This is a genomic window from Buchnera aphidicola (Diuraphis noxia), from assembly GCF_001700895.1.
Taxonomy (GTDB): Bacteria; Pseudomonadota; Gammaproteobacteria; order Enterobacterales; family Enterobacteriaceae; genus Buchnera; species Buchnera aphidicola_D.
Genome location: NZ_CP013259.1, coordinates 503,529 through 523,899, shown reverse-complemented (window position 1 = coordinate 523,899; position 20,371 = coordinate 503,529). Strand labels below are relative to the sequence as shown.

Here is a 20,371-nt window from a genome sequence, read left to right as displayed (position 1 = left end):
AAAAATATGTAATAAGTATAAATATAAAGTTATATTATTTCTATATTTTCATATTTAATTATTGATTTTTCATGCAAGTTTTTGAGAATAGCATCGAATATCATTTCAATGAAATTTTTTTCCAAATATTCATGAACAACATTTTTTTCTTTCTGAGAAAATTTCTCATTATAAATTTTATCGAGCAAAACAATAAAAAATTTTTTATTTTTATCCTTATGTAAAAAATATATTTTTTTTCCATCTTTTGGATGTGGTAAAGAAAAAACTGTTGATGTCATGGAATTTGAATCATAACGAGATATAGATTCTGGATTGTCGAAAGAAAGATTAAATTTTTTAAATAAATTTGTACGACCTGTTTTTAATTCAGAAATAATTTTTTTTGATAATGTCTTTGTTTCATTTATTGATTTCATCAATTTTAATTTTTCTATTATTATATTTTTTACATCTTTAAAAGTTTGCATTTTTTTATTTTTAACATCTTTGATGTTTATAAAAAATGATTGATTGTTGTTTAAAATAATAAAATGTGGATATGATTGTATTTTTTTATTAAAAATTATTTTTCTCAATTTAGGGAAATTTAATTTTTTCGGTATTGAATTTTTATCAAACCAATCAGTTTCTTGAGAAGTTAAGTTATTTTCTTTAAGGATTATATTAAATTGCTTGTTATTTTTATCTAAATCACTAGAGATTTTTTTTTGAATTTTATCGTATAAATCAATAGATTTTTTCGTTTCTATTTCTTGTTTAATCTTATTATATACTTCACTTAATTTTTTTTGTTCACTTTTTTTAATTTCATTGAGCTTAATAATCAAAAATTGATCATGAAATGGAATTATATTAGATATTTGATTATTTTGATTTAAATTAGCTTTTTTGATTTCTTCTGACATTAAATCGACATATATCCACCCTATATCTCCACCATTTTTAGATGAAATTGGATCTATAGATTCTTCTTTAGCTATTTTTGAAAAATCTTCATTGTTATCTAATCGATGTAATATTGATAATGCATGGTTTTTTTCTTTGACTTGTATAATACTATATCTGTGTTGTTCTTTAGTGGAATATTGTTTAATATTTTTTTCATACCATTGAGTGATTTCTTGATCATTACATTGTGTTTTAAAATCATTTAATTTTATTTGCACAAATTCAACTTTAAATTGTTCTGGAATATAAAAATTATTTTTATTTTTATAAAAATAATCATATGATTCTGAATCAGAAATTTTTTGTTTATTTACAAACGAAACAGGATCTAGAATGGCTTTTTTAATTCTTCTTTTCTGCGATAATAATTTTATTAAATTTTCTTTTTCTTCGTCTAAAACAAAATTACTATTAGTAATAGTATTGATGAAGTATTCAGTATTTAATTTTTTTTTAATTAAATTTATATATTCATGATGAGTTAAGTTAATAGATGTTAAGTAATCAAAGTATTTTGCTTCATTGAATTTTTGATTTTTTTCAAATAAACTAGAATTTAATATCATTTTTTTAACTTTATTATCATTAATGTCTAAATTTATTTTGCTTGCATATTGTTCTAGAAGTATATTATTAATAAGTTGAGATAAAACATAATTATATGTTGCTTGGATGAATTGTTTGTTTTTATTTAATGCAAAAAATTTTTTTCCTAATATTTTTTTCTGTTTTTCTTTTTCAATCAAATACATATTTTGAAATGTGTTGAGACTAATTTTTTCACCATTAACTATTGCTACATATTTTTCAAAATTTTGATTACTATAACTATTTATTGTAGTAAGTATTAAAGATAAAATAATAATGCCTAAAATACATTTAATTATTATACGATTTGATCGTAATTTTAAATATTTTGTCATAATATAACAATCCTAAACATTTTCAATATTAGGTAATATAAAAAAATAACTTTAAATTTTTAATAAAAGGCTGACGTTTCGTTGTCAGCCAAACTTTATTTTAGTTTGATAATATTATTCTTTATTAATTTTAATTATAAGGTTTATTTTCTAGTGCTAAATTTAATACCTCTTGAATATTTTTTACTGGATGTATTGTTAATCCTTGAATAATATTTTTAGGTATTTCTTCTACATTACGTTTGTTTTCATATGGTATTATTACTGTGTTTATTCCACCCCTATGAGCAGCTAATAATTTTTCTTTTAATCCACCAATAGGTAGTACTTGTCCACGTAACGTAATTTCTCCAGTCATTGCAACATTAGATTTTACAGGATTTTTTGTTAAAGATGAAACTATAGCCGTACACATTGCTATACCTGCACTTGGTCCATCTTTTGGAGTCGCTCCTTCAGGAACATGGACATGAATATCATGTTTTTCATAAAAATCTTGTTTTATACCTAATTGATTAGCTTGAGATCGAACTACTGTTAGAGCCGCTTGAATAGATTCTTGCATAACCTCACCTAAAGAACCTGTATAATTTAACTTGCCCTTACCGGAAACGCAGGCTGTTTCAATAGTTAAAAGTTCGCCACCTACTTCTGTCCACGCTAATCCAATAACTTGTCCAATTTGGTTGTGATTATACATTTTTCCATAATCATAACGTTTTATCCCTAAATATTTTTTTATATTGTGACTACTTATTTCAATATTCTTTAAAGATTTATTTAAAGTTAAATCTTTAACAGTTTTTCGGCATATTTTAGAAATTTCGCGTTCTAAATTTCGAACTCCTGCTTCACGAGTATAATATTGAATGATATTTATAATTGCACAATCAGTAATTGTTAACTCATTCTTTTTTAGAGCATTTCTTTCCATTTGCTTTGGATATAAATATCGTTTAGCTATGTTTAATTTTTCATTTTCAGTATAACCAGATAGACGAATAATTTCCATGCGATCAAGTAGTGGAGCAGGTATATTCATAGAATTTGATGTAGCAACAAACATTACATCTGAAAGATCGTAATCTACTTCTAAATAATGATCATTAAACGCACAATTTTGTTCTGGATCTAATACTTCTAATAACGCAGAGGCTGGATCTACCCTTATATCACAAGACATTTTATCAATCTCATCTAGTAAAAACAAAGGGTTTTTAACTTTTACCTTGACCATTTTTTGAATTAATTTTCCAGGCATAGAACCTATGTAAGTACGTCTATGGCCTCTAATTTCTGCTTCATCTCTTATTCCTCCTAAAGCCATTCTTACGTATTTTCTACCTGTAGATCTCGCAATAGATTTACCTAATGATGTTTTTCCCACTCCTGGAGGTCCAATTAAACATAGAATAGGACCGTTGACTTTCTTTTTTCTACTTTGTACTGCTAAATATTCTAAGATTCTGTCTTTTACTTTTTCAAGTCCAAAATGATCAATATCAAGAATTTTTTTTGCTTTTTCAATATTTTTTTTCGTTTTTGTTCTCAAATTCCAAGGTATTTGTATCATCCAATCAATATAACTACGTACGACTGTTGCTTCTGCAGACATTGGTGACATCATTTTTAATTTTTGCAGTTCTGATTCTGTTTTTTCTTTTGCTTCTTTAGGCATTTTTGATTTTTTTATTTTATTTTTTAAAATTTTATTTTCATCTAGGATTTCATCCATGTCACCAAGTTCTTTTTGAATCGCTTTAATTTGTTCATTTAAATAATATTCTCTTTGACTTTTTTCCATTTGCTTTTTAACACGATTTCTAATTCTTTTTTCTACTTGTAATAAATCTATTTCAGATTCCATGATTGCCATTAAAAATTCTAATCTTTCATTGATATTACGTATTTCTAGAATTGATTGTTTATCAGTCAATTTTAATGGCATATGGGCAGCGATCGTATCTGCTAATTTTTCAGAATTTTTAATATTATTTAAAGTATTTAAAATTTCTGATGGAATTTTTTTATTTAATTTAATATAAGATTCAAATTGATTAATGGTTGTACGCATTAATATTTTTTGTTCTTTTTCTGAAATAGTAGGTGTAACAATTAGTTCAACTTCTGCAATGAAATGATGTTCATTATTAGTTAAATTTATAATGCAAGCTCGTTGTAATCCTTCAACTAATACCTTTACTGTACCATCTGGTAATTTTAGCATTTGTAAAATTAAACTAATAGTTCCTACAGTAAATAAATCATTTTTAGTGGGTTCGTCTTTAGATGCTTCTTTCTGAGCAATTAACATAATTTTTTTATCGTTATTCATAGAGTTTTCTATGCATTTAATCGATTTTTTACGACCCACAAATAATGGAATTACCATATAAGGATATATAACTACATCTCTTAATGGTAATACTGGGAGTTTAACGCGTTCAGAACGCTCAGAATTCATAGAAATCTCTCTTATGTTGAATTTCCTGCTATCTATTGTTTACAAACTGAAAAGAAAATAAAACATACAGTTATATTATAAATTAGCTAAATTATATCGGGATGATAACTTAATATTAAGCGCTAAGCGTTTGATAAAACAACAAAGAATTACTTTTGTAGATCATCAGATGTTTATTTTTTTTTATTCACCTGATGCTTTTTTTGATTTGTTTTTTCCATATATGATTTTTGGTGCTGAAGATTTGTTCACTGTTTCTTCATTAATAAGTATTTTTTCTATATTAATCATAGATGGTAAATGATACATTATATCAAGTAAAATATTTTCAATAATAGATCTTAGTCCTCTAGCACCAGTTTGTTTCTTCATTGCTTTTTTTGCAATAGTTATAATTGATTTTTTATCAAATTCTAATTGTACATTTTCTAGATTAAATAAAGTTTGATATTGTTTAATTAAAGCATTTTTTGGTTCACATAATATTTTGACCAATGCATCTTCATTCAGTTCATTTAAAATTGCAATGATTGGTAAACGACCGATAAATTCAGGAATTAATCCAAATTTTATTAAATCTGTAGGTTGTACTTTTTTTAGTATTGTATTATCTGAAATTGTTTTTTTATTTCTTTTAACAACAGCATTAAAACCAATTTTTGTTCTTATATTAAGTCTTTTAGAAACTATTTTTGATAAACCTGAAAATGCACCAGCACATATAAATAGGATATTTGAAGTATTAACGTGTAAAAATTCTTGTTGAGGATGTTTTCGTCCGCCTTGAGGAGGAACAGCTGCTAGAGTTCCTTCAATTAATTTTAATAAAGCTTGCTGAACTCCTTCTCCAGATACATCTCTAGTAATAGAGACATTATCAGATTTTCTTGCTATTTTATCTATTTCATCTATGTAAATAATACCTAACTCTGCTTTTTTTACATTATTTTTACATTTTTGTAGTAGTTTTTGTATGATATTCTCTACGTCTTCTCCTACATATCCAGCTTCTGTAAGACTTGTTGCATCTGCAATTACAAATGGAACATCTAATAGTTTAGCGAGTGTTTCTGCTAATAATGTTTTTCCACTACCAGTTGGGCCTATTAATAAAATATTACTTTTTCCTAATTCAACTGTATTTAATTTGTTATTAAAATTACGTAAACGTTTGTAATGATTATATACTGCAACAGACAATACTTTTTTTGTGTAATTTTGTCCAATTACGTAATTATCGAGATGTTGTTTTATTTCATGAGGTGTAGGTAAATAATTTATTTGATTTTCAGTTTCTATTGTTTTTTTTTGTTTGATTTCTTTATTGATAATATTATGACATAAATTAACACATTCATTACATATATATACTGCTGGACCAGCTATCATTTTTTTTACTTCTTTTTGATTTTTTCCACAAAAAGAGCAAATAAGGAATTTTTTAGAATCATCTTTACTCTTGTCAGTCATTTTTTAACCTCTTTTATGTATTTTGTTATTTGAGTAAATAGATTCTATAAATTTTTAAGAAATTAAAGTATATCCATTCATTTTATTTTTTATTGACGTTTGGTTAAAACAACATCAATTAAACCATATGTCATTGATTCATCTGCTGATAAAAAATGATCACGTTCTGTGTCTTTATTAATTTTATTAATAGTTTGACCAGTATGAAAAGACATTAATTGATTTAATTTTTTTTTCATTTGTACTATTTCTCTAGCATGAATAACAATATCTGAAGCTTGTCCTTGATATCCACCTAATGGTTGATGAATCATGATTTTAGAATTAGGTAAGGAAAATCTTTTTCCTTTACACCCAGATGCTAGTAATAATGCAGCCATTGAACATGCTTGACCGATACAAATAGTATTAATATCTGGCTTAACAAATTGCATTGTATCATAAATAGACATTCCTGATGTGATAACACCTCCTGGAGAATTTATATATAAAAAGATATCTTTTTGCGGGTTTTCAGCTTCTAAAAATAATATTTGAGCGACGACATTGTTAGATAATGTATCTTCAATACTACCAGTAATAAAAATTATTCGTTCTTTTAATAATCTTGAATATATATCATATGCACGTTCTCCTTTAGAATGTTCTTCAACTACCATAGGAATCAACGTGGTATAAAAATTTTTTTTATTTGTCGTATATAACATTTTTTATTCCTAAAAATATTCATTTTTTAAAAATTAATATTACATTTTATCATGTAATAATTTTTATGAGTGAATAAAAATAGAATTTTTTATTATTATGTATAGAAGATTTATATAAGTATCATGTTACAGAAAAACTTCTTGATTAGTTTGCCATTTAAAAGTTATAAATTGATCAAAGTTCCATTCTTGTTGAATGATGTTCACTTTCTTTTTAAGTAAATACATGGCTTGAGTTTCTATATCCAAATTGTGAATTAAATCTTTAAAATAATGGTTTTTATTGTACAAATCAATCAGTTCTAATTCTTTTTTCTTATTTAAAGAAATTTTTTTAATGAGTGCTTTTATGTTCTTTTTGTGTGAAGTTAAATTATTATCAACAATAATTTTTTCTATAATTATTTTAAAGCATAGTATCTTTTTTGCTTGTTTTCTTAGATTATAATGATATCTTTTTTCTAAAATATTATGGTTATTTTCTTTGTAATTTATTTTATATTTTTCATACAGTTTATTAACTTCTTCTTCCAATAAAATTTTTGGTATTATTATAATATTTTTTTTTAGTATGTTGTCCAAAATTTGATTTTTCAGGTATTCTTCAATTGTTTTGGTTATTTCATAATTAAGATTATTTTTTATAATTTTATATTCCGATGCATCAAATTTTTTGATTTCTTTTGTATGTTGATTATCTATTTCTTTTAATTTTTCAATTTTTTTTATTTTAATTTTAAATGATATTGCTTGGTTTTGTAATTCTTTTTCTGGATGAAATTGATGAAATTTGACTTTGAAAAATATAATGTCATTGACGACATGATTAATCACCCTTTCGTTTAATTGAGTAAATAATGTATTTTTAAATACAATAAATTGAATTGTTTTTACATTAAATTTCTCTATTTTTTGGTTTTTTTCATCATAAATATTATATTCAACTGTAATACGATCATACATTTTAATAGGTTTATTGACTGTTTCCCAATTTTGTTGTTCATATGCATTTTGTTCTATAATGTTAGTAATATTTTTATCAGTTACATTTACAATTATTTCTTTTGCTGTTAAGTATTTTAATTGTTTTATATCAAATTTTGGGTATTTTTCATATATTACAAAGTATTCAAAATATTCTTGTTTTTGATTTTGATTTTTATTCATATAATACTTTGGATGTCCAATGATTTTGATTTTTTCTTTATATATAAAATCATGAAAAAATTTTTGCATTAGTTTTTTAAATACATCATAATATACTTTTTCACCATGTTTTTCTTTAATAATTTTAATAGGTATTTTACCTTTTCGAAATCCATTAATGTTAGTTTTTTTTCTAATTTTTATGAATTCTGTCATAATTTCATTATTAATGATTTTATTGAGAATTTTAATTGTAACACGATGACTTGAATCTTTATTTTTTTCCATAATAAATTTCATCTTATTACCTCAAAACGATTATTTTTTATCAATTTATTATATTTATGTATATATTTCTTATAGTTACAAGTTTTCAAAATATTTTGCAATTATTAAAATACATAACCTCGTGTGTTTTTTGTAAACCATATAATAATTTTTTAATAATCGGATAAAATATCATTTTTTTTTAAAACATTGAGAAATACTAATATTTTTATTTTTTTTATATTTCCATTCGTGAATAGTATAAGTATGTAATGTTATTGAATATATTTTTTCTTTTTTTATTTCTAATAAAATAGAAAATATCATACGATGTCTATTTATCATCGGTTTTTTAATAAAATCATCACTCACAATAATCATTCTTAAATGTGTAATATCTTTTTTTGAGTGATTATGAAATAAGCTATCGTCATAAATTTTAATAAAATGTATTGTTAATTTAGATGTTAAATATTGATTAATTGTTTTCAATATCATTAATTAATGTTATATCCTATTTGTTTTTATTATAAAATATTCTAAAATAAATTAGAAAAATCTTTATACATTAGTTTATAGAACTATGTTTTATTTTCTGCAATTTTATCAATTTTTAGAAAATAATTCAATTATTTCACAAATTATTAACTTTTATAAAAAATTTTTTTCTAAATATTTAAATAAATAGTTTTAAAAAAATTTTTTATAAAGAATTTTTGATGGTAAATATCATAATTATTTTGAGGTTTTGGAATGACATTTTTAAGTTATAAAAACTTTTTTAAAAAATTATTATTACTCATCATATTTATTTCTTTGAATGGATGTAATAATTTATTTGTAGATCTTCATGGATCAATTGCTAAGGAAGAACATTCTTTAATATTGATAGCATTTATAATGATGTTATTTGTTGTTATTCCTGTGATTTTCATGAGTATATATTTTCCACTTAAATATCGTTCAAAAAATGTAAATCAAGTTTATGAACCTAACTGGTCTGATTCTTTAAAAATAGAAACAATTGTATGGGGTATTCCTATTTTGATAATTTCTTTTTTAGCATTTTTATCATGGAATTACACTCATAAATTAGAACCAAAAAAATCCATAGAATCACTTTATAAACCTATTAAAATAAATGTCATTGCATTAGATTGGAAATGGTTGTTTATTTATCCAGATTATCATATTGCAACAATTAATGAAATTTTATTACCTGTAAATAGACCTATAGTTTTTTATATCACTTCAAATTCTGTGATGAACTCTTTTTTTATACCCTCTCTTGGAAGTCAAATATATGCTATGCCAGGAATGGTAACAAAATTAAATTTAATTGCTAATAGTTCGGGAGTCTACAAAGGAATATCATCTAACTATAGTGGTAAAGGATTTTCTAATATGAAATTTACTGTCATCTCTACTGATAATAATATTATGTTTACAGATTGGATAAAAAATATAAGAAAATCATCTAATAAATTAAACTTTAACACGTTTTTTAACATAATATCTACACCAAATGAAAGTAGTTCAGTACAGTATTTCTCTTACGTTGAAAAGGATTTATTCCATCAAGTTGTACATCAATATGTTAAAAAAAGTATAAAATCAAAGAAAATATATTGTCAATTAAGATTTAATAAAGAAATCTAATAATATGGAGACATGAATAAATGTTTGGAAAACTAACATTTGACGTTATACCATACAATGAACCTATTATTATGGTGACATATCTTGCAATTTTTTTAGTTGGTTTATTTATTACGTCAAGTATTACTTATCATAAGAAATGGCGATACTTATGGTGTGAATGGTTTACTACTGTGGATCATAAAAAAATATCTATCATGTATGGAATACTTGCATTTGTTATGTTATTTCGTGGTTTTGTTGATGCAATATTAATGCGTACACAACAAGTTATTGCTTCAGCAGGTCATTCAGGTTTTTTACCACCTCATCATTATGATCAGATATTTACAGCTCATGGTGTGATAATGATTTTTTTTGTAGCGATGCCCCTTGTTATTGGATTAATGAATTTAGTTGTACCACTCCAAATTGGAGCTAGAGATGTAGCTTTTCCTTTTCTTAACAATTTAAGTTTTTGGTTAAATGTAAGTAGTACTATTTTACTTACTTTATCTTTAGGGGTAGGTGAATTTGCTGAAACTGGTTGGTTGGCTTATCCTCCTCTTTCTGAACGACAATATAGTCCAGGTGTAGGAGTAGATTATTGGATTTGGAGTTTACAAATTTCAGGTATTTCTACTACTTTAACAGGAATTAATTTTTTAGTGACAATTTTAAAAATGAGAGCGCCTGGTATGTCTTTTTTTAAAATGCCTGTTTTTACTTGGACTGCTTTATGCACTAATATTCTTATTATTATTTCTTTTCCAGTTTTAACTATCACTCTTATATTATTAACTTTAGATCGTTATTTTAATTTTCATTTTTTCACCAATGATTTAGGTGGAAATGCAATGATGTATGTCAATTTAATATGGATTTGGGGTCATCCAGAAGTATATATTTTAGTTTTACCTGTTTTTGGTGTATTTTCAGAGGTTGTTGCTACTTTTTCTCAAAAACGTTTATTTGGGTATGTTTCTTTAGTTTGGGCTACTCTATCTATTACCATTTTATCTTTTATTGTTTGGTTACATCATTTTTTTACTATGGGAGCAGGAGCAAATATTAATTCGTTTTTTGGTATTACTACTATGATTATAGCTATTCCTACTGGAGTAAAAATTTTTAATTGGTTATTTACGATGTATAAAGGTCGTGTTTACATTCATTCTGCAATGTTATGGACTTTAGGATTTTTAATAACTTTCTCCATTGGAGGAATGACTGGTGTACTTTTATCAGTACCTCCTGCTGATTTTGTTTTACATAATAGTTTATTTTTAGTTGCGCATTTTCATAATGTGATTATAGGTGGTGTTGTATTTGGATGTTTTGCCGGAATTAGTTATTGGTTTCCTAAATTATTTGGATTTACTTTAAATGAGGTATGGGGTAAACGTGCCTTTTGGTTTTGGATTATAGGTTTTTTTATTGCTTTCATGCCTTTGTATTTTTTAGGACTTATGGGTATGACTCGTCGTTTAAGTCAAAACATTGATCCTGGTTTTCATAGTTTATTATGTATTGCTGCTATTGGAGCTGTTTTAATTTCAATAGGTATAATTTGTCAAATTATTCAGTTTTTTGTTTCAATAAGAGATCGCGCTAATAATTTAGATTTAACTGGAGATCCTTGGAATGCGAGAACTTTAGAATGGTACACTAGTTCTCCTGCTCCTATTTATAATTTTGCCACTATTCCTATAGTTAATTCTAGAGATGCATTTTGGGCTATTAAAGAAAAACAAAATAATAAAAATATAAAAAAAATATCAAGTAATATTCATTATAATAATATTCATATTCCTAAAAACACAAGCTCAGGTGTGGTAATAAGTTTTTTTTCATTAATCTTTGGTTTTTCAGCTGTATGGCATATTACATGGTTGTGTCTTTTATCTTTTTTCTTAACTATTTTTAGTTTGTTTATAAAAAGTCTTAATGAAGAAAATGAACGTATTATATTAGCTGAAGAAATAAAAAAAATAGAAGATCGACATGGAAAAATGTTTAAAAAGTAGGTTTAAAATGATAAAAAATAAAACAAATAATTTAAAATTAGATGAAGTAAGTATTGAAGAAAAAAATAGAGAAAGTAATAAATTATTTGGTGTATGGGTGTATTTACTGAGTGATTGCATTATGTTTGCAGTTTTATTTGCCATTTATGCTATTATTTCTTCCAATGTACCATTTAAATTACTAGATAACAAAGTTTTTAATTTATCTTCTATTTTTTTAGAAACATTATTATTATTATTTAGTTCTTTATCTTGTGGTTTAGTAGTAACAGCTATGAATAAAAAAAATATTCAGAGGATTTATTTATATTTAATAACTACTTTTTTATTAGGCCTCCTTTTTTTATATATAGAAATAAAAGAATTTTATGAGCTTTCTATAAATAATTTTAGTCCTGATCAAAATGCATTTTTTTCAATATTTTTTACTCTGATCGGTACTCATGGAGTGCATATTTTTTTCGGTCTAATTTTAATAATATCAATTATGTTTCAAATAAAAAAATTAGGTTTAACTAATTCTATTTGTACTCGCATTTTATGTTTTAATGTATTTTGGCATTTTTTAGATATTATATGGATTTGTATTTTTACGTTTGTGTATTTAAATGGAGCTATTTAATGTATAACTCTATTAAAAAACTATTAAATTCTGATAAAAAATTAAAATCTTATCTATTAGGATGTTTTTTGTCTTTTATATTAACTACATTATCATTTTTATCAGTTATACAAAAACTTTTTTCCAATGAAATAAATCATTTAATAATATTATTATTAGCTATAAGTCAAATTATTGTCCATTTTATATATTTTTTACATTTAAATTTTTCTAAAGAAAAACAATGGCATGTAATAACTTTACTTTTTGTTATGATAATAATGTTTATTCTAGTGTTTGGTTCTATATGGATTATGTCTAATTTAAATCATCATGTGTAATTCAATTAAAAAAAGAATATATTATTTATGTTGAATTCTTATTTAAGAATAATTAAGCCTGGAATTATCATTGGAAATATTATTTTAATGATAGGAAGTTTTTTATTTGCATCTAGTCATTCATATTTTAGTTTTTTTTTATTTTTATACACTGTTTTAGGGACATCTTTAGTCATTGCATCTGCTTGTGTTTTCAATAATTTGATTGATTGTGATATTGATCAGAAAATGAAACGCACAAGCAAAAGAGTGCTACCTAATAAAATGATACATCCTAGATTTGCATTAATTTTTGCTATTTTTTTAGGATTTTTAGGAGTTTTTATATTAGGTGTATTAGTGAATTTTTTATCAATGTTTGTGTCTATTTTTGGGTTTTTTATTTATGTAGTTTTATATACTCTTTTATATAAGAGAAAATCAATTTATTCAACGTTTATTGGAAGTTTTTCAGGTTCTACTCCGTCTATGATTGGTTATACAGCAGTAACTCAATCTATTGATATATGTGCTATTTTATTATTTTTTATTTTTATATTTTGGCAAATGGCTCATTTTTATTCCATTTCGATTCTCAGAATAAAAGATTACAAAAAAGCTAAAATTCCTGTTTTTCCAGTTGTAAAAGGTATTATTATAACTAAGATACATATATTTTATTATATCATAGGTTTTAATTTTTTAGTGGCATTATTGACGTTTTTAAGTTACACAAGTTTTACTTTTTTAGTATTGTCTTTTATTTTTAATTTTTATTGGCTATCTTTATCTTATTTTAACCTTAAAAAGAAAAACCATAAAGAAAATGCAAGACAATTGTTTCAATATTCTATTTTAATAGTAATTATATTAAACATTCTTATGTCAATAGATTTTTTATTTTAATAAATCAATAGACTTTTTTATTCATTTTTATACATTATAAACATTTTACAGGTTTTGGTATTCCAGCAATTTTACTAGCTTGTTTAGCTGGTCCTTGTGGAAAGAGTTTAAATAAATAAATACTATTGCTTTTATTTTCTCCTATTTCTTCTTTAATACTATTTATTAACATTCTTATAGATGGGGTAATATTAAATTGAAAATAAAATTTTCTTATAAACATTATCACTATCCAATGATCAGAATTTAAATTAATATTTTCTCTTTTTGCTATTTCTTTAGCTAATTTTTTATTCCAATCTTTACTGTTTTTTAAATAACCTTCTTGATCTTTTTTTACTGTTTCATATAAATATGATTTTTTATTTTTAATATTCATGATTTTTAGAAAATATATGTTGATTAAACATAAAGTTTGAAGAAAAAAATAAGTGTGGAAAATTATAAAATGAATCTTTTAGAATTACAAGTGACATTAAGTTTTTGTATGGTTTTTTTATTACGTATGTTAGGAATGTTTATGATAGTGCCAGTTTTGAGTAAATACGGGATTCTTTTAGACGGTAGTAATAAATTTTTAGTTGGTTTGTCTATGGGTGTATATGGTATTTCTCAAGTTTTTTTTCAAATTCCTTTTGGAATTTTATCAGATAAATTTGGTCGAAAAAAAATAATTATCTTTGGTTTGTTTATATTTTTTATTGGAAATCTTATATCTGCTAATTTTCATTCTATTTGGGGATTAATTATTGGTAGGTTTTTACAAGGTTCTGGTGCAATATCTGGTGTATGTATGGCTTGTTTATCTGATTTAATTGATCAAAAAAACTATGTCAAAGCAATAGCTGCTATAGGTGTAAGTTTTGCACTATCTTTTTTGATAGCAATGGTTATTGGACCTATAATTATTCAATATTTTGGTTTTTTTTCGACTTTTTGGCTATCTTCATATTTCTCAGTCATATGTATGATAATTGTTCTTTTTGTGTTGCCTTTTTCGCAAAAAAATATTGTAGAACCTAATAAAAATCATTCAAACATAAAGATATTAAAATTTGTTTTTAATAAATTTTCTTTTAAATCTTATTTAGGTATATTTTGTTTGCATTTTTTATTAATAATAAATTTTATAGTTATACCTAATCAATTAGAATTGTCTGGTTGTTTGTTAAATGATCATTGGAAAATATACTTATGTATCATATTGATTTCATTTGCTATGTTATTTTTATTCATATTTTATTGTAAAATAAATACTATTTTAGAACATATTATTGAAATTTGTATTTTTTTTATTTTGATTTCAGAAATTATATTTTTAAGTATAAAAAATAATATCTTTTTTTTAATATTAGGATTACAAATTTTTTTTATTGCATTTAACTGTCTGGAAGTGTTTCTTCCTGAAAATCTAAGAAAACAAAAATCTAAATATTATAAGGGAAGTATAATGAGTATTTATTCTACTAGTCAATTTTTAGGTATAGCATGCGGTGGTGTGATTGGTGGATGGTTATATAGTTTTTTAAGTGTTCAACAAATATTTTTATTTGAAATTTTTTTTATTTATATATGGTTTTTATGTAGCTTATTTTTAAGTAATAAATTTTTTACGAAATAATTGTTTATTTTAATTTTTTAGGTATTGAAATATGTATTTTTTTCGTTTATATAATATGTATAAATGTCGAGTAAATAAAAGATTATATTATATATTAAATAAGTTACCTTTTCAAAAATATAATCTTTTGAAAGCTATGAAATACAGTATGTTTTCTGGTGGAAAAAGATTGCGTCCTTGTTTGGTATATGGTATCGGAAGAATGTTTACAGTTAATTTAATAACTTTAGATGTCATATCTTCTGCTATTGAATGTATTCATATATACTCTTTAATTCATGATGATTTACCTTGTATGGATAATGATTCTTTAAGAAGAGGTAAAAATTCTTGTCATATTGAGTATAATGAATATATTTCTTTGCTTGCTGGAGATGCTTTTCAAAGTCTTTCATTTAATATTTTATCTAATAGTATTATGCCAGGTGTTTCTAATTATAAACGCTTAAATATGATTTCAGAATTATCAAATTCTATCGGTTCATCTGGGATGTGCATAGGTCAAATGTTAGATTTAGAAAAAAAAACAATTACTGATCATAATTTAGAATCTATTAATTTATACAAAACAGCATTGTTAATACGTTCTTCTGTACGTTTAGCTTATTTTGCATCACGTAATCGTTCTAAATCTATTTTACAAATTTTAGATTCTTTTGCAATTTGTATTGGATTAGCATTTCAAATAAAAGATGATATCATAGATTTTAAAAATGATTCTTGTTCTGTAATAAAGAATATAAAACATGCTGAACACAAAATAAAAGATTTATATGAAAAGGCTTTTTTAGCATTAAAAAGTTTGAAAAAAAAAGATTTTAATATCAAGTTTTTAGAAAATTTAACAAAATTTATCATTCTAGGTAATCAATAAATTTATTAAAGAGTCCGAAATGAATTTTAATTCTAAAAAATATCCAATTTTATATTTTGCTAGTTCAGTAAAAAATTTACGCTTATTGTCTATCGATAAGTTACCTCAATTATGTTGTGAATTACGTAAATATTTATTAGAAGTTATTAGTTTTTCTAAAGGACATTTGGCTTCTGGATTAGGTGTAATCGAAATCACTGTTGCACTACATTATATTTATAATACTCCATTTGATAATTTAATATGGGATGTAGGACACCAAACATATCCTCACAAAATACTTACCGGAAGAAGACAAAAAATTAAAACTATTCGTCAAAAAAATGGTTTGCATTCATTCCCTTGCAGAGAAGAAAGCGAATATGATGCATTTAATGTTGGTCATTCTTCTACTTCTATTAGTGCAGGGTTAGGAATGTCTATTGCTGCGTTAAAAGAAGATAAAAATAGAAAAACTGTTTGTGTAATTGGTGACGGTGCAATCACAGCTGGTATGGCTTTTGAAGCAATGAACCATGCTGGTGTAACTAAATCTAATTTATTAGTGATATTAAACGATAATCAAATGTCTATCTCAAAAAACGTTGGAGCGCTATGTAATCATTTAAAATTTTTAAGATCATATAATGAAAACAATGTAAAAAAAACAAATTTTTTTACAAACAAATCGTTTTATAAAAACGATAGGATTACAAATAGTCGTAGTTCTTTTAATTCTATTTTTTCTAATTTAGGTTTTAAATATTCAGGACCTTTTGATGGTCATAATGTTATAGCTATTATTAATATATTAAAAAAAATTAAACATAAAACAGGTGTTCGTTTATTACATCTTATTACTAAAAAAGGTAAAGGTTATATTCCAGCAGAATTAGATCCTATTAAATGGCATACAATCTCTTTTTGTAATACGTTAAAGAAAAAATCTATTGTTAGTTATTCAGATGTTTTTGGTTCTTGGTTATGTGAAATAGCAAAATTTGATAAAAAATTAATAGCTATTACACCTGCTATGTGTGAAGGGTCTGGTATGCATGAATTTTCGCGTCGTTTCCCAGATCAATATTTTGATGTATCTATTGCTGAACAACATGCAGTTACTTTTGCAGCAGGTTTAGCAATTGGTGGTTATAAACCTATTATATCTATTTATTCAACTTTTTTACAACGAGCTTATGATCAATTAATACATGATGTTGCATTACAAAAATTATCTATTTTATTTGCTGTTGATAGAGGAGGTATTGTTGGTAAAGATGGACAAACTCATCAAGGAATTTTTGATTTAGCTTATCTGAGATGTATTCCTGGGATAGTTATTATGACTCCTAGTGATGAAAATGAATGTAGACAAATGCTTTATACAGGTTATATGTATAAAAATGGTCCTAGTGTGGTAAGATATCCTAAAGGAGATGGTACTGGAGTGTTATTGACACCACTAAATAAACTTCAACTTGGAAAATCGCTTATAAAGAGAGTTGGTAAAAATATAGCTATCTTGAATTTTGGAACGTTGTTAAAACATGCTATTTTTTCAGCAAACGATTTAGATGCGACATTAGTAGATATGCGTTTTGTTAAACCTTTAGACAAAGATGTTATTTTGAAACTTACTTACAATCACAAGTTTTTTGTCACTCTTGAAGAAGGAGTCATTTCTGGTGGAGCAGGTAGTGCAGTGAATGAATTTATCATGTTTAAAAAGATTCTTTTATCTGTTTTAAATATTGGATTACCAGATGTTTTTATTCCGCAAGGTAGTCAAGAAGAAATTAGACATGATTATCAAATAGATAAAAAAGGTATTCACAAAAGAATATTATCTTGGTTAAAAAAATAACAACATAGTTACTATAATTTAATAGTATTTTGTTGATTTTATTTTATTTTAACTGCTGCTTTATCTAAAACACCATTTATAAATTTATGACTGTCTTTAGAACCAAATAATTTTGCTAGTTCTATTCCCTCATTAATAGAAACCTTATAAGGTATATCTTTTCGATTATATAATTCATAGAATGCAATTCTAAGAATTGCTTTCTCAATGTGTCCTAATTCTTTTAATGATCTAAACAAATAAGGTTTCATTAAATTATCTATATTTTTACAGTTACGTGTTATTCCAAAAATTAATTCATAAAAATATTGAATATCAATATTTTTTTGGTTTTTTTCTTTCAAAAATTCTCTTGCGCTTTCTTTGATATTATTATGGGAGATTTCCCAAGAATATAGAATTTGTAAAGCGCATGTACGAGCTTTTCTTCGAAAAGAAGGTTTCATAAAATATAATACTCCTCACTATTATTTAAAATTATTTTTAGGATGTAGTATCAATCTGATATCTGAACCTATTGTTTGAATATTTTTAAATTCAAATTGAAGAGCATCAATTAAATTGAATTCATTATAAAAACAACACAGTGGTTGTGCTTTATGTCCGAGTATTTTAGGTCCTATATATATGATTAATTCATCGATTAAATGTTGATGTAATAAAAAACCAGATAAACGACTCCCCGCTTCTATCCATACGTTGTTAATTTCTGATTGACCTAAAAATTTCAAAACAGATAAAATATCTATTTTTTTTTCATGTTCTTTTATTATGATTTGTTTTGTATTTTTAGGCCATTTATTTTCATCTAATTTTAACCGCATTAGCCAAATTTTACCTTTTGTGTTGAATATTTTACATGATGGTGTAATACGATTTTTACTATCTATAATTACTCTAATTGGGTGTTTAAATATTTTTTTAGGAAATATGGATAGTGTTTTTTTATCAAATTCTTGATAACGCACGCTCAATAAAGAATCATCTTTTAATATAGTAGCGCTAGTACTTAAAATTACTGGACTTTTTGCTCGAAATTTTTGCACATCTTGACGAGCATATTTTGAAGTAATCCATTTGCTTTCACCATTTTCCATTGCTATTCTACCATCAATCGACATAGCTAGTTTAAGTTGTATTCATGGTAAACCAGTTTTCATTCTTTTAAAAAATCCTTGATTACATTTTTTGGATTCTTCTGATAATAAACCTGTCACAACAGGAATACCATTTTGTTTTAAATATAAAATTCCATTTCCTGAAACTTTAGGATTAGGATCTACGTTAGATATAATAACACGATTTATGCCTGCTTTTAATATTGCTTCGCAACATGGTGGTGTTTTTCCAAAATAATTACATGGTTCAAGTGTTATATAAGCATCAGCTCCTTTTGATTTTTCTCCAGCCATTTTTAATGCATTGATTTCTGCATGATTTTCTCCTGATTTTTCATGCCATCCTTCACCAATAATTTTGTTATTTTTTACTATCACACAGCCTACATTTGGATTAGGAAAAGTAGTAAACTGACCTAATTTACTAATTTTTATTGCTCTTTTCATGTAAAATATATCGTTCATGTTTTAACCAAAATTTTTCTTTTTTATTTTTAGATACTATATTAAAAAATTTTTTAATGCATCTAATATATTCTTCAATATATATAAAGTTTTTTAAAATACTACGCAATTTTTTATGTTTGTTTTTTTTAAAATAGTATCATATTATTTATAATTTTTTATATATAAAATTTAATTTAATTATCGTAATTTTTAAAATTATTAACGAATTTTTCAGGAAATTAATTTATTTAAATTGATTGTTTTTTTAATTGATTATTTTTGCACAATAGAACTGAAATTTATTTATATTTATAAATAGATTAAAGAAATATTCTTTAGAATAAAACTTGTTTGATTAAAATATTAATTTTATTTGTAAAAATATTCTTTTGAATTTTTATCAACTTATTATAATCAATAATTTATTGAATTATATTAAAATTTTCTTTTTAAAATTCTCAACTTTTTAAAAATGCTTTTACAGTAAGTGTGATTATCTCATGGTTTAAAATTAAATTTTTAAAATTTTATAAAATATTAAATTTTTAATTTTTTTAATTTTTTCATAACGTTAATCATTTCTAAAGCAGATAAAGCAGCCTGAGAACCTTTATTTCCCATTTTTGTCCCTGATCTTTCAATAGATTGTTCAACATTATTTATAGTTAATATACTTGATATTATAGGAATATGAGATTGAATACTAATATTTAATAAACTGCTACTAGTATCACTAGTAATATATTTAAAATGATCAGTGTCTCCTTTTATAATTGTACCTATTACAATGATAGAATCATATTTTTTAGTTTGCGCAATATAATTTGCTACAATAGGTATTTCATAAGCTCCAGGAACATAAATAATTAAAATATTTTCTTCGTTAATTTGACCTATTCTTTTTAGTGTATCTACTGCTCCTGATAATAAATTTTTATTAATAAATTCATTAAATCGTGACACAATTATAGCGATAGATGCATTTTTTGTGGTAATTCCTACTTGAATTATATTCATTTTCTATTTACTTTTTATTGATGTTGATAGT

At 24.2% G+C, this 20,371-nt stretch carries 17 protein-coding genes and 1 pseudogene; 8 read left to right on the top strand and 10 right to left on the bottom strand.

Annotation, left to right across the window (positions count from 1 at the left end; all coding sequences use genetic code 11):
• Positions 1 to 29 precede the first annotated feature (29 nt).
• From ATN01_RS02400 to ATN01_RS02375, 6 genes are all read right to left on the bottom strand, one after another.
• The gene (locus tag ATN01_RS02400; protein WP_075433488.1) at positions 30 to 1,874 is read right to left on the bottom strand and encodes a SurA N-terminal domain-containing protein; all 1,845 of its coding nucleotides are present in this window, start codon (positions 1,872 to 1,874) and stop codon (positions 30 to 32) included.
• Between the two features lie 130 nt (positions 1,875 to 2,004).
• Positions 2,005 to 4,338, bottom strand: coding sequence for an endopeptidase La (gene lon / locus ATN01_RS02395; protein WP_075433487.1), 2,334 nt, complete (start codon positions 4,336 to 4,338; stop codon positions 2,005 to 2,007).
• Between the two features lie 183 nt (positions 4,339 to 4,521).
• On the bottom strand, positions 4,522 to 5,808 hold the full coding sequence (clpX, locus tag ATN01_RS02390) for an ATP-dependent protease ATP-binding subunit ClpX (protein WP_075433486.1): 1,287 nt from the start codon (positions 5,806 to 5,808) through the stop codon (positions 4,522 to 4,524).
• An 89-nt stretch (positions 5,809 to 5,897) separates the two neighbouring features.
• The gene (gene clpP / locus ATN01_RS02385; RefSeq protein ID WP_075433485.1) at positions 5,898 to 6,515 is read right to left on the bottom strand and encodes an ATP-dependent Clp endopeptidase proteolytic subunit ClpP; all 618 of its coding nucleotides are present in this window, start codon (positions 6,513 to 6,515) and stop codon (positions 5,898 to 5,900) included.
• 126 nt (positions 6,516 to 6,641) lie between these two features.
• The gene (tig, locus tag ATN01_RS02380; RefSeq protein ID WP_075433484.1) at positions 6,642 to 7,961 is read right to left on the bottom strand and encodes a trigger factor; all 1,320 of its coding nucleotides are present in this window, start codon (positions 7,959 to 7,961) and stop codon (positions 6,642 to 6,644) included.
• Between the two features lie 159 nt (positions 7,962 to 8,120).
• Entirely contained in the window at positions 8,121 to 8,426 is a 306-nt protein-coding gene (locus ATN01_RS02375; protein ID WP_075433483.1) for a BolA family protein, read from the bottom strand.
• Positions 8,427 to 8,681: 255 nt separating this feature from the next.
• Here ATN01_RS02375 and cyoA point away from each other — a divergent pair, with 255 nt between their 5' ends.
• Genes cyoA through cyoE form a run of 5 tightly spaced genes read left to right on the top strand, consistent with a single transcriptional unit; the run spans position 8,682 to position 13,420 of the window.
• The gene (cyoA, locus tag ATN01_RS02370; protein WP_075433482.1) at positions 8,682 to 9,587 is read left to right on the top strand and encodes a ubiquinol oxidase subunit II; all 906 of its coding nucleotides are present in this window, start codon (positions 8,682 to 8,684) and stop codon (positions 9,585 to 9,587) included.
• A 20-nt stretch (positions 9,588 to 9,607) separates the two neighbouring features.
• Entirely contained in the window at positions 9,608 to 11,593 is a 1,986-nt protein-coding gene (cyoB, locus tag ATN01_RS02365; protein WP_075433481.1) for a cytochrome o ubiquinol oxidase subunit I, read from the top strand.
• Between the two features lie 7 nt (positions 11,594 to 11,600).
• Positions 11,601 to 12,215, top strand: coding sequence for a cytochrome o ubiquinol oxidase subunit III (cyoC, locus tag ATN01_RS02360; RefSeq protein WP_075433622.1), 615 nt, complete (start codon positions 11,601 to 11,603; stop codon positions 12,213 to 12,215).
• Positions 12,215 to 12,535 carry a cytochrome o ubiquinol oxidase subunit IV gene (gene cyoD / locus ATN01_RS02355; RefSeq protein WP_075433480.1) on the top strand — a complete coding sequence of 107 codons (321 nt, stop codon included), beginning with the start codon at positions 12,215 to 12,217 and terminating at the stop codon, positions 12,533 to 12,535. The genes cyoC and cyoD overlap by 1 nt, the downstream gene beginning before the upstream one ends.
• Positions 12,536 to 12,562: 27 nt before the next feature.
• Entirely contained in the window at positions 12,563 to 13,420 is an 858-nt protein-coding gene (cyoE, locus tag ATN01_RS02350; RefSeq protein ID WP_075433479.1) for a heme o synthase, read from the top strand.
• Positions 13,421 to 13,454: 34 nt separating this feature from the next.
• Here the strand turns inward: cyoE and ATN01_RS02345 are convergent, their stop codons facing one another.
• Complete coding sequence (locus tag ATN01_RS02345) at positions 13,455 to 13,799, bottom strand: TusE/DsrC/DsvC family sulfur relay protein (protein ID WP_075433478.1); 345 nt, start codon at positions 13,797 to 13,799, stop codon at positions 13,455 to 13,457.
• A 69-nt stretch (positions 13,800 to 13,868) separates the two neighbouring features.
• On the opposite strand from ATN01_RS02345, the gene ATN01_RS02340 reads away from it, so the two are divergent.
• The 3 genes from ATN01_RS02340 to dxs are packed head-to-tail and all read left to right on the top strand — an operon-like array spanning position 13,869 to position 17,758.
• A complete protein-coding gene (locus tag ATN01_RS02340; RefSeq protein ID WP_075433477.1) occupies positions 13,869 to 15,041 on the top strand; it encodes an MFS transporter in 1,173 nt (390 codons plus the stop codon).
• A 31-nt stretch (positions 15,042 to 15,072) separates the two neighbouring features.
• On the top strand, positions 15,073 to 15,915 hold the full coding sequence (locus ATN01_RS02335; RefSeq protein ID WP_075433476.1) for a polyprenyl synthetase family protein: 843 nt from the start codon (positions 15,073 to 15,075) through the stop codon (positions 15,913 to 15,915).
• Between the two features lie 19 nt (positions 15,916 to 15,934).
• Positions 15,935 to 17,758, top strand: a complete 1,824-nt coding sequence (gene dxs / locus ATN01_RS02330; protein WP_075433475.1) for a 1-deoxy-D-xylulose-5-phosphate synthase — start codon at positions 15,935 to 15,937, stop codon at positions 17,756 to 17,758.
• A gap of 38 nt (positions 17,759 to 17,796) precedes the next feature.
• Here the strand turns inward: dxs and nusB are convergent, their stop codons facing one another.
• The 3 genes and pseudogenes from nusB to ribE form a co-directional block, all read right to left on the bottom strand.
• On the bottom strand, positions 17,797 to 18,204 hold the full coding sequence (gene nusB / locus ATN01_RS02325; RefSeq protein ID WP_075433474.1) for a transcription antitermination factor NusB: 408 nt from the start codon (positions 18,202 to 18,204) through the stop codon (positions 17,797 to 17,799).
• Between the two features lie 21 nt (positions 18,205 to 18,225).
• Positions 18,226 to 19,323 (bottom strand): annotated as a pseudogene (gene ribD / locus ATN01_RS03170) (bifunctional diaminohydroxyphosphoribosylaminopyrimidine deaminase/5-amino-6-(5-phosphoribosylamino)uracil reductase RibD).
• Between the two features lie 537 nt (positions 19,324 to 19,860).
• Positions 19,861 to 20,340: a 6,7-dimethyl-8-ribityllumazine synthase gene (ribE, locus tag ATN01_RS02310; protein WP_075433471.1), complete on the bottom strand. Its 480-nt coding sequence runs from the start codon at positions 20,338 to 20,340 to the stop codon at positions 19,861 to 19,863.
• Positions 20,341 to 20,371: the final 31 nt, after the last annotated feature.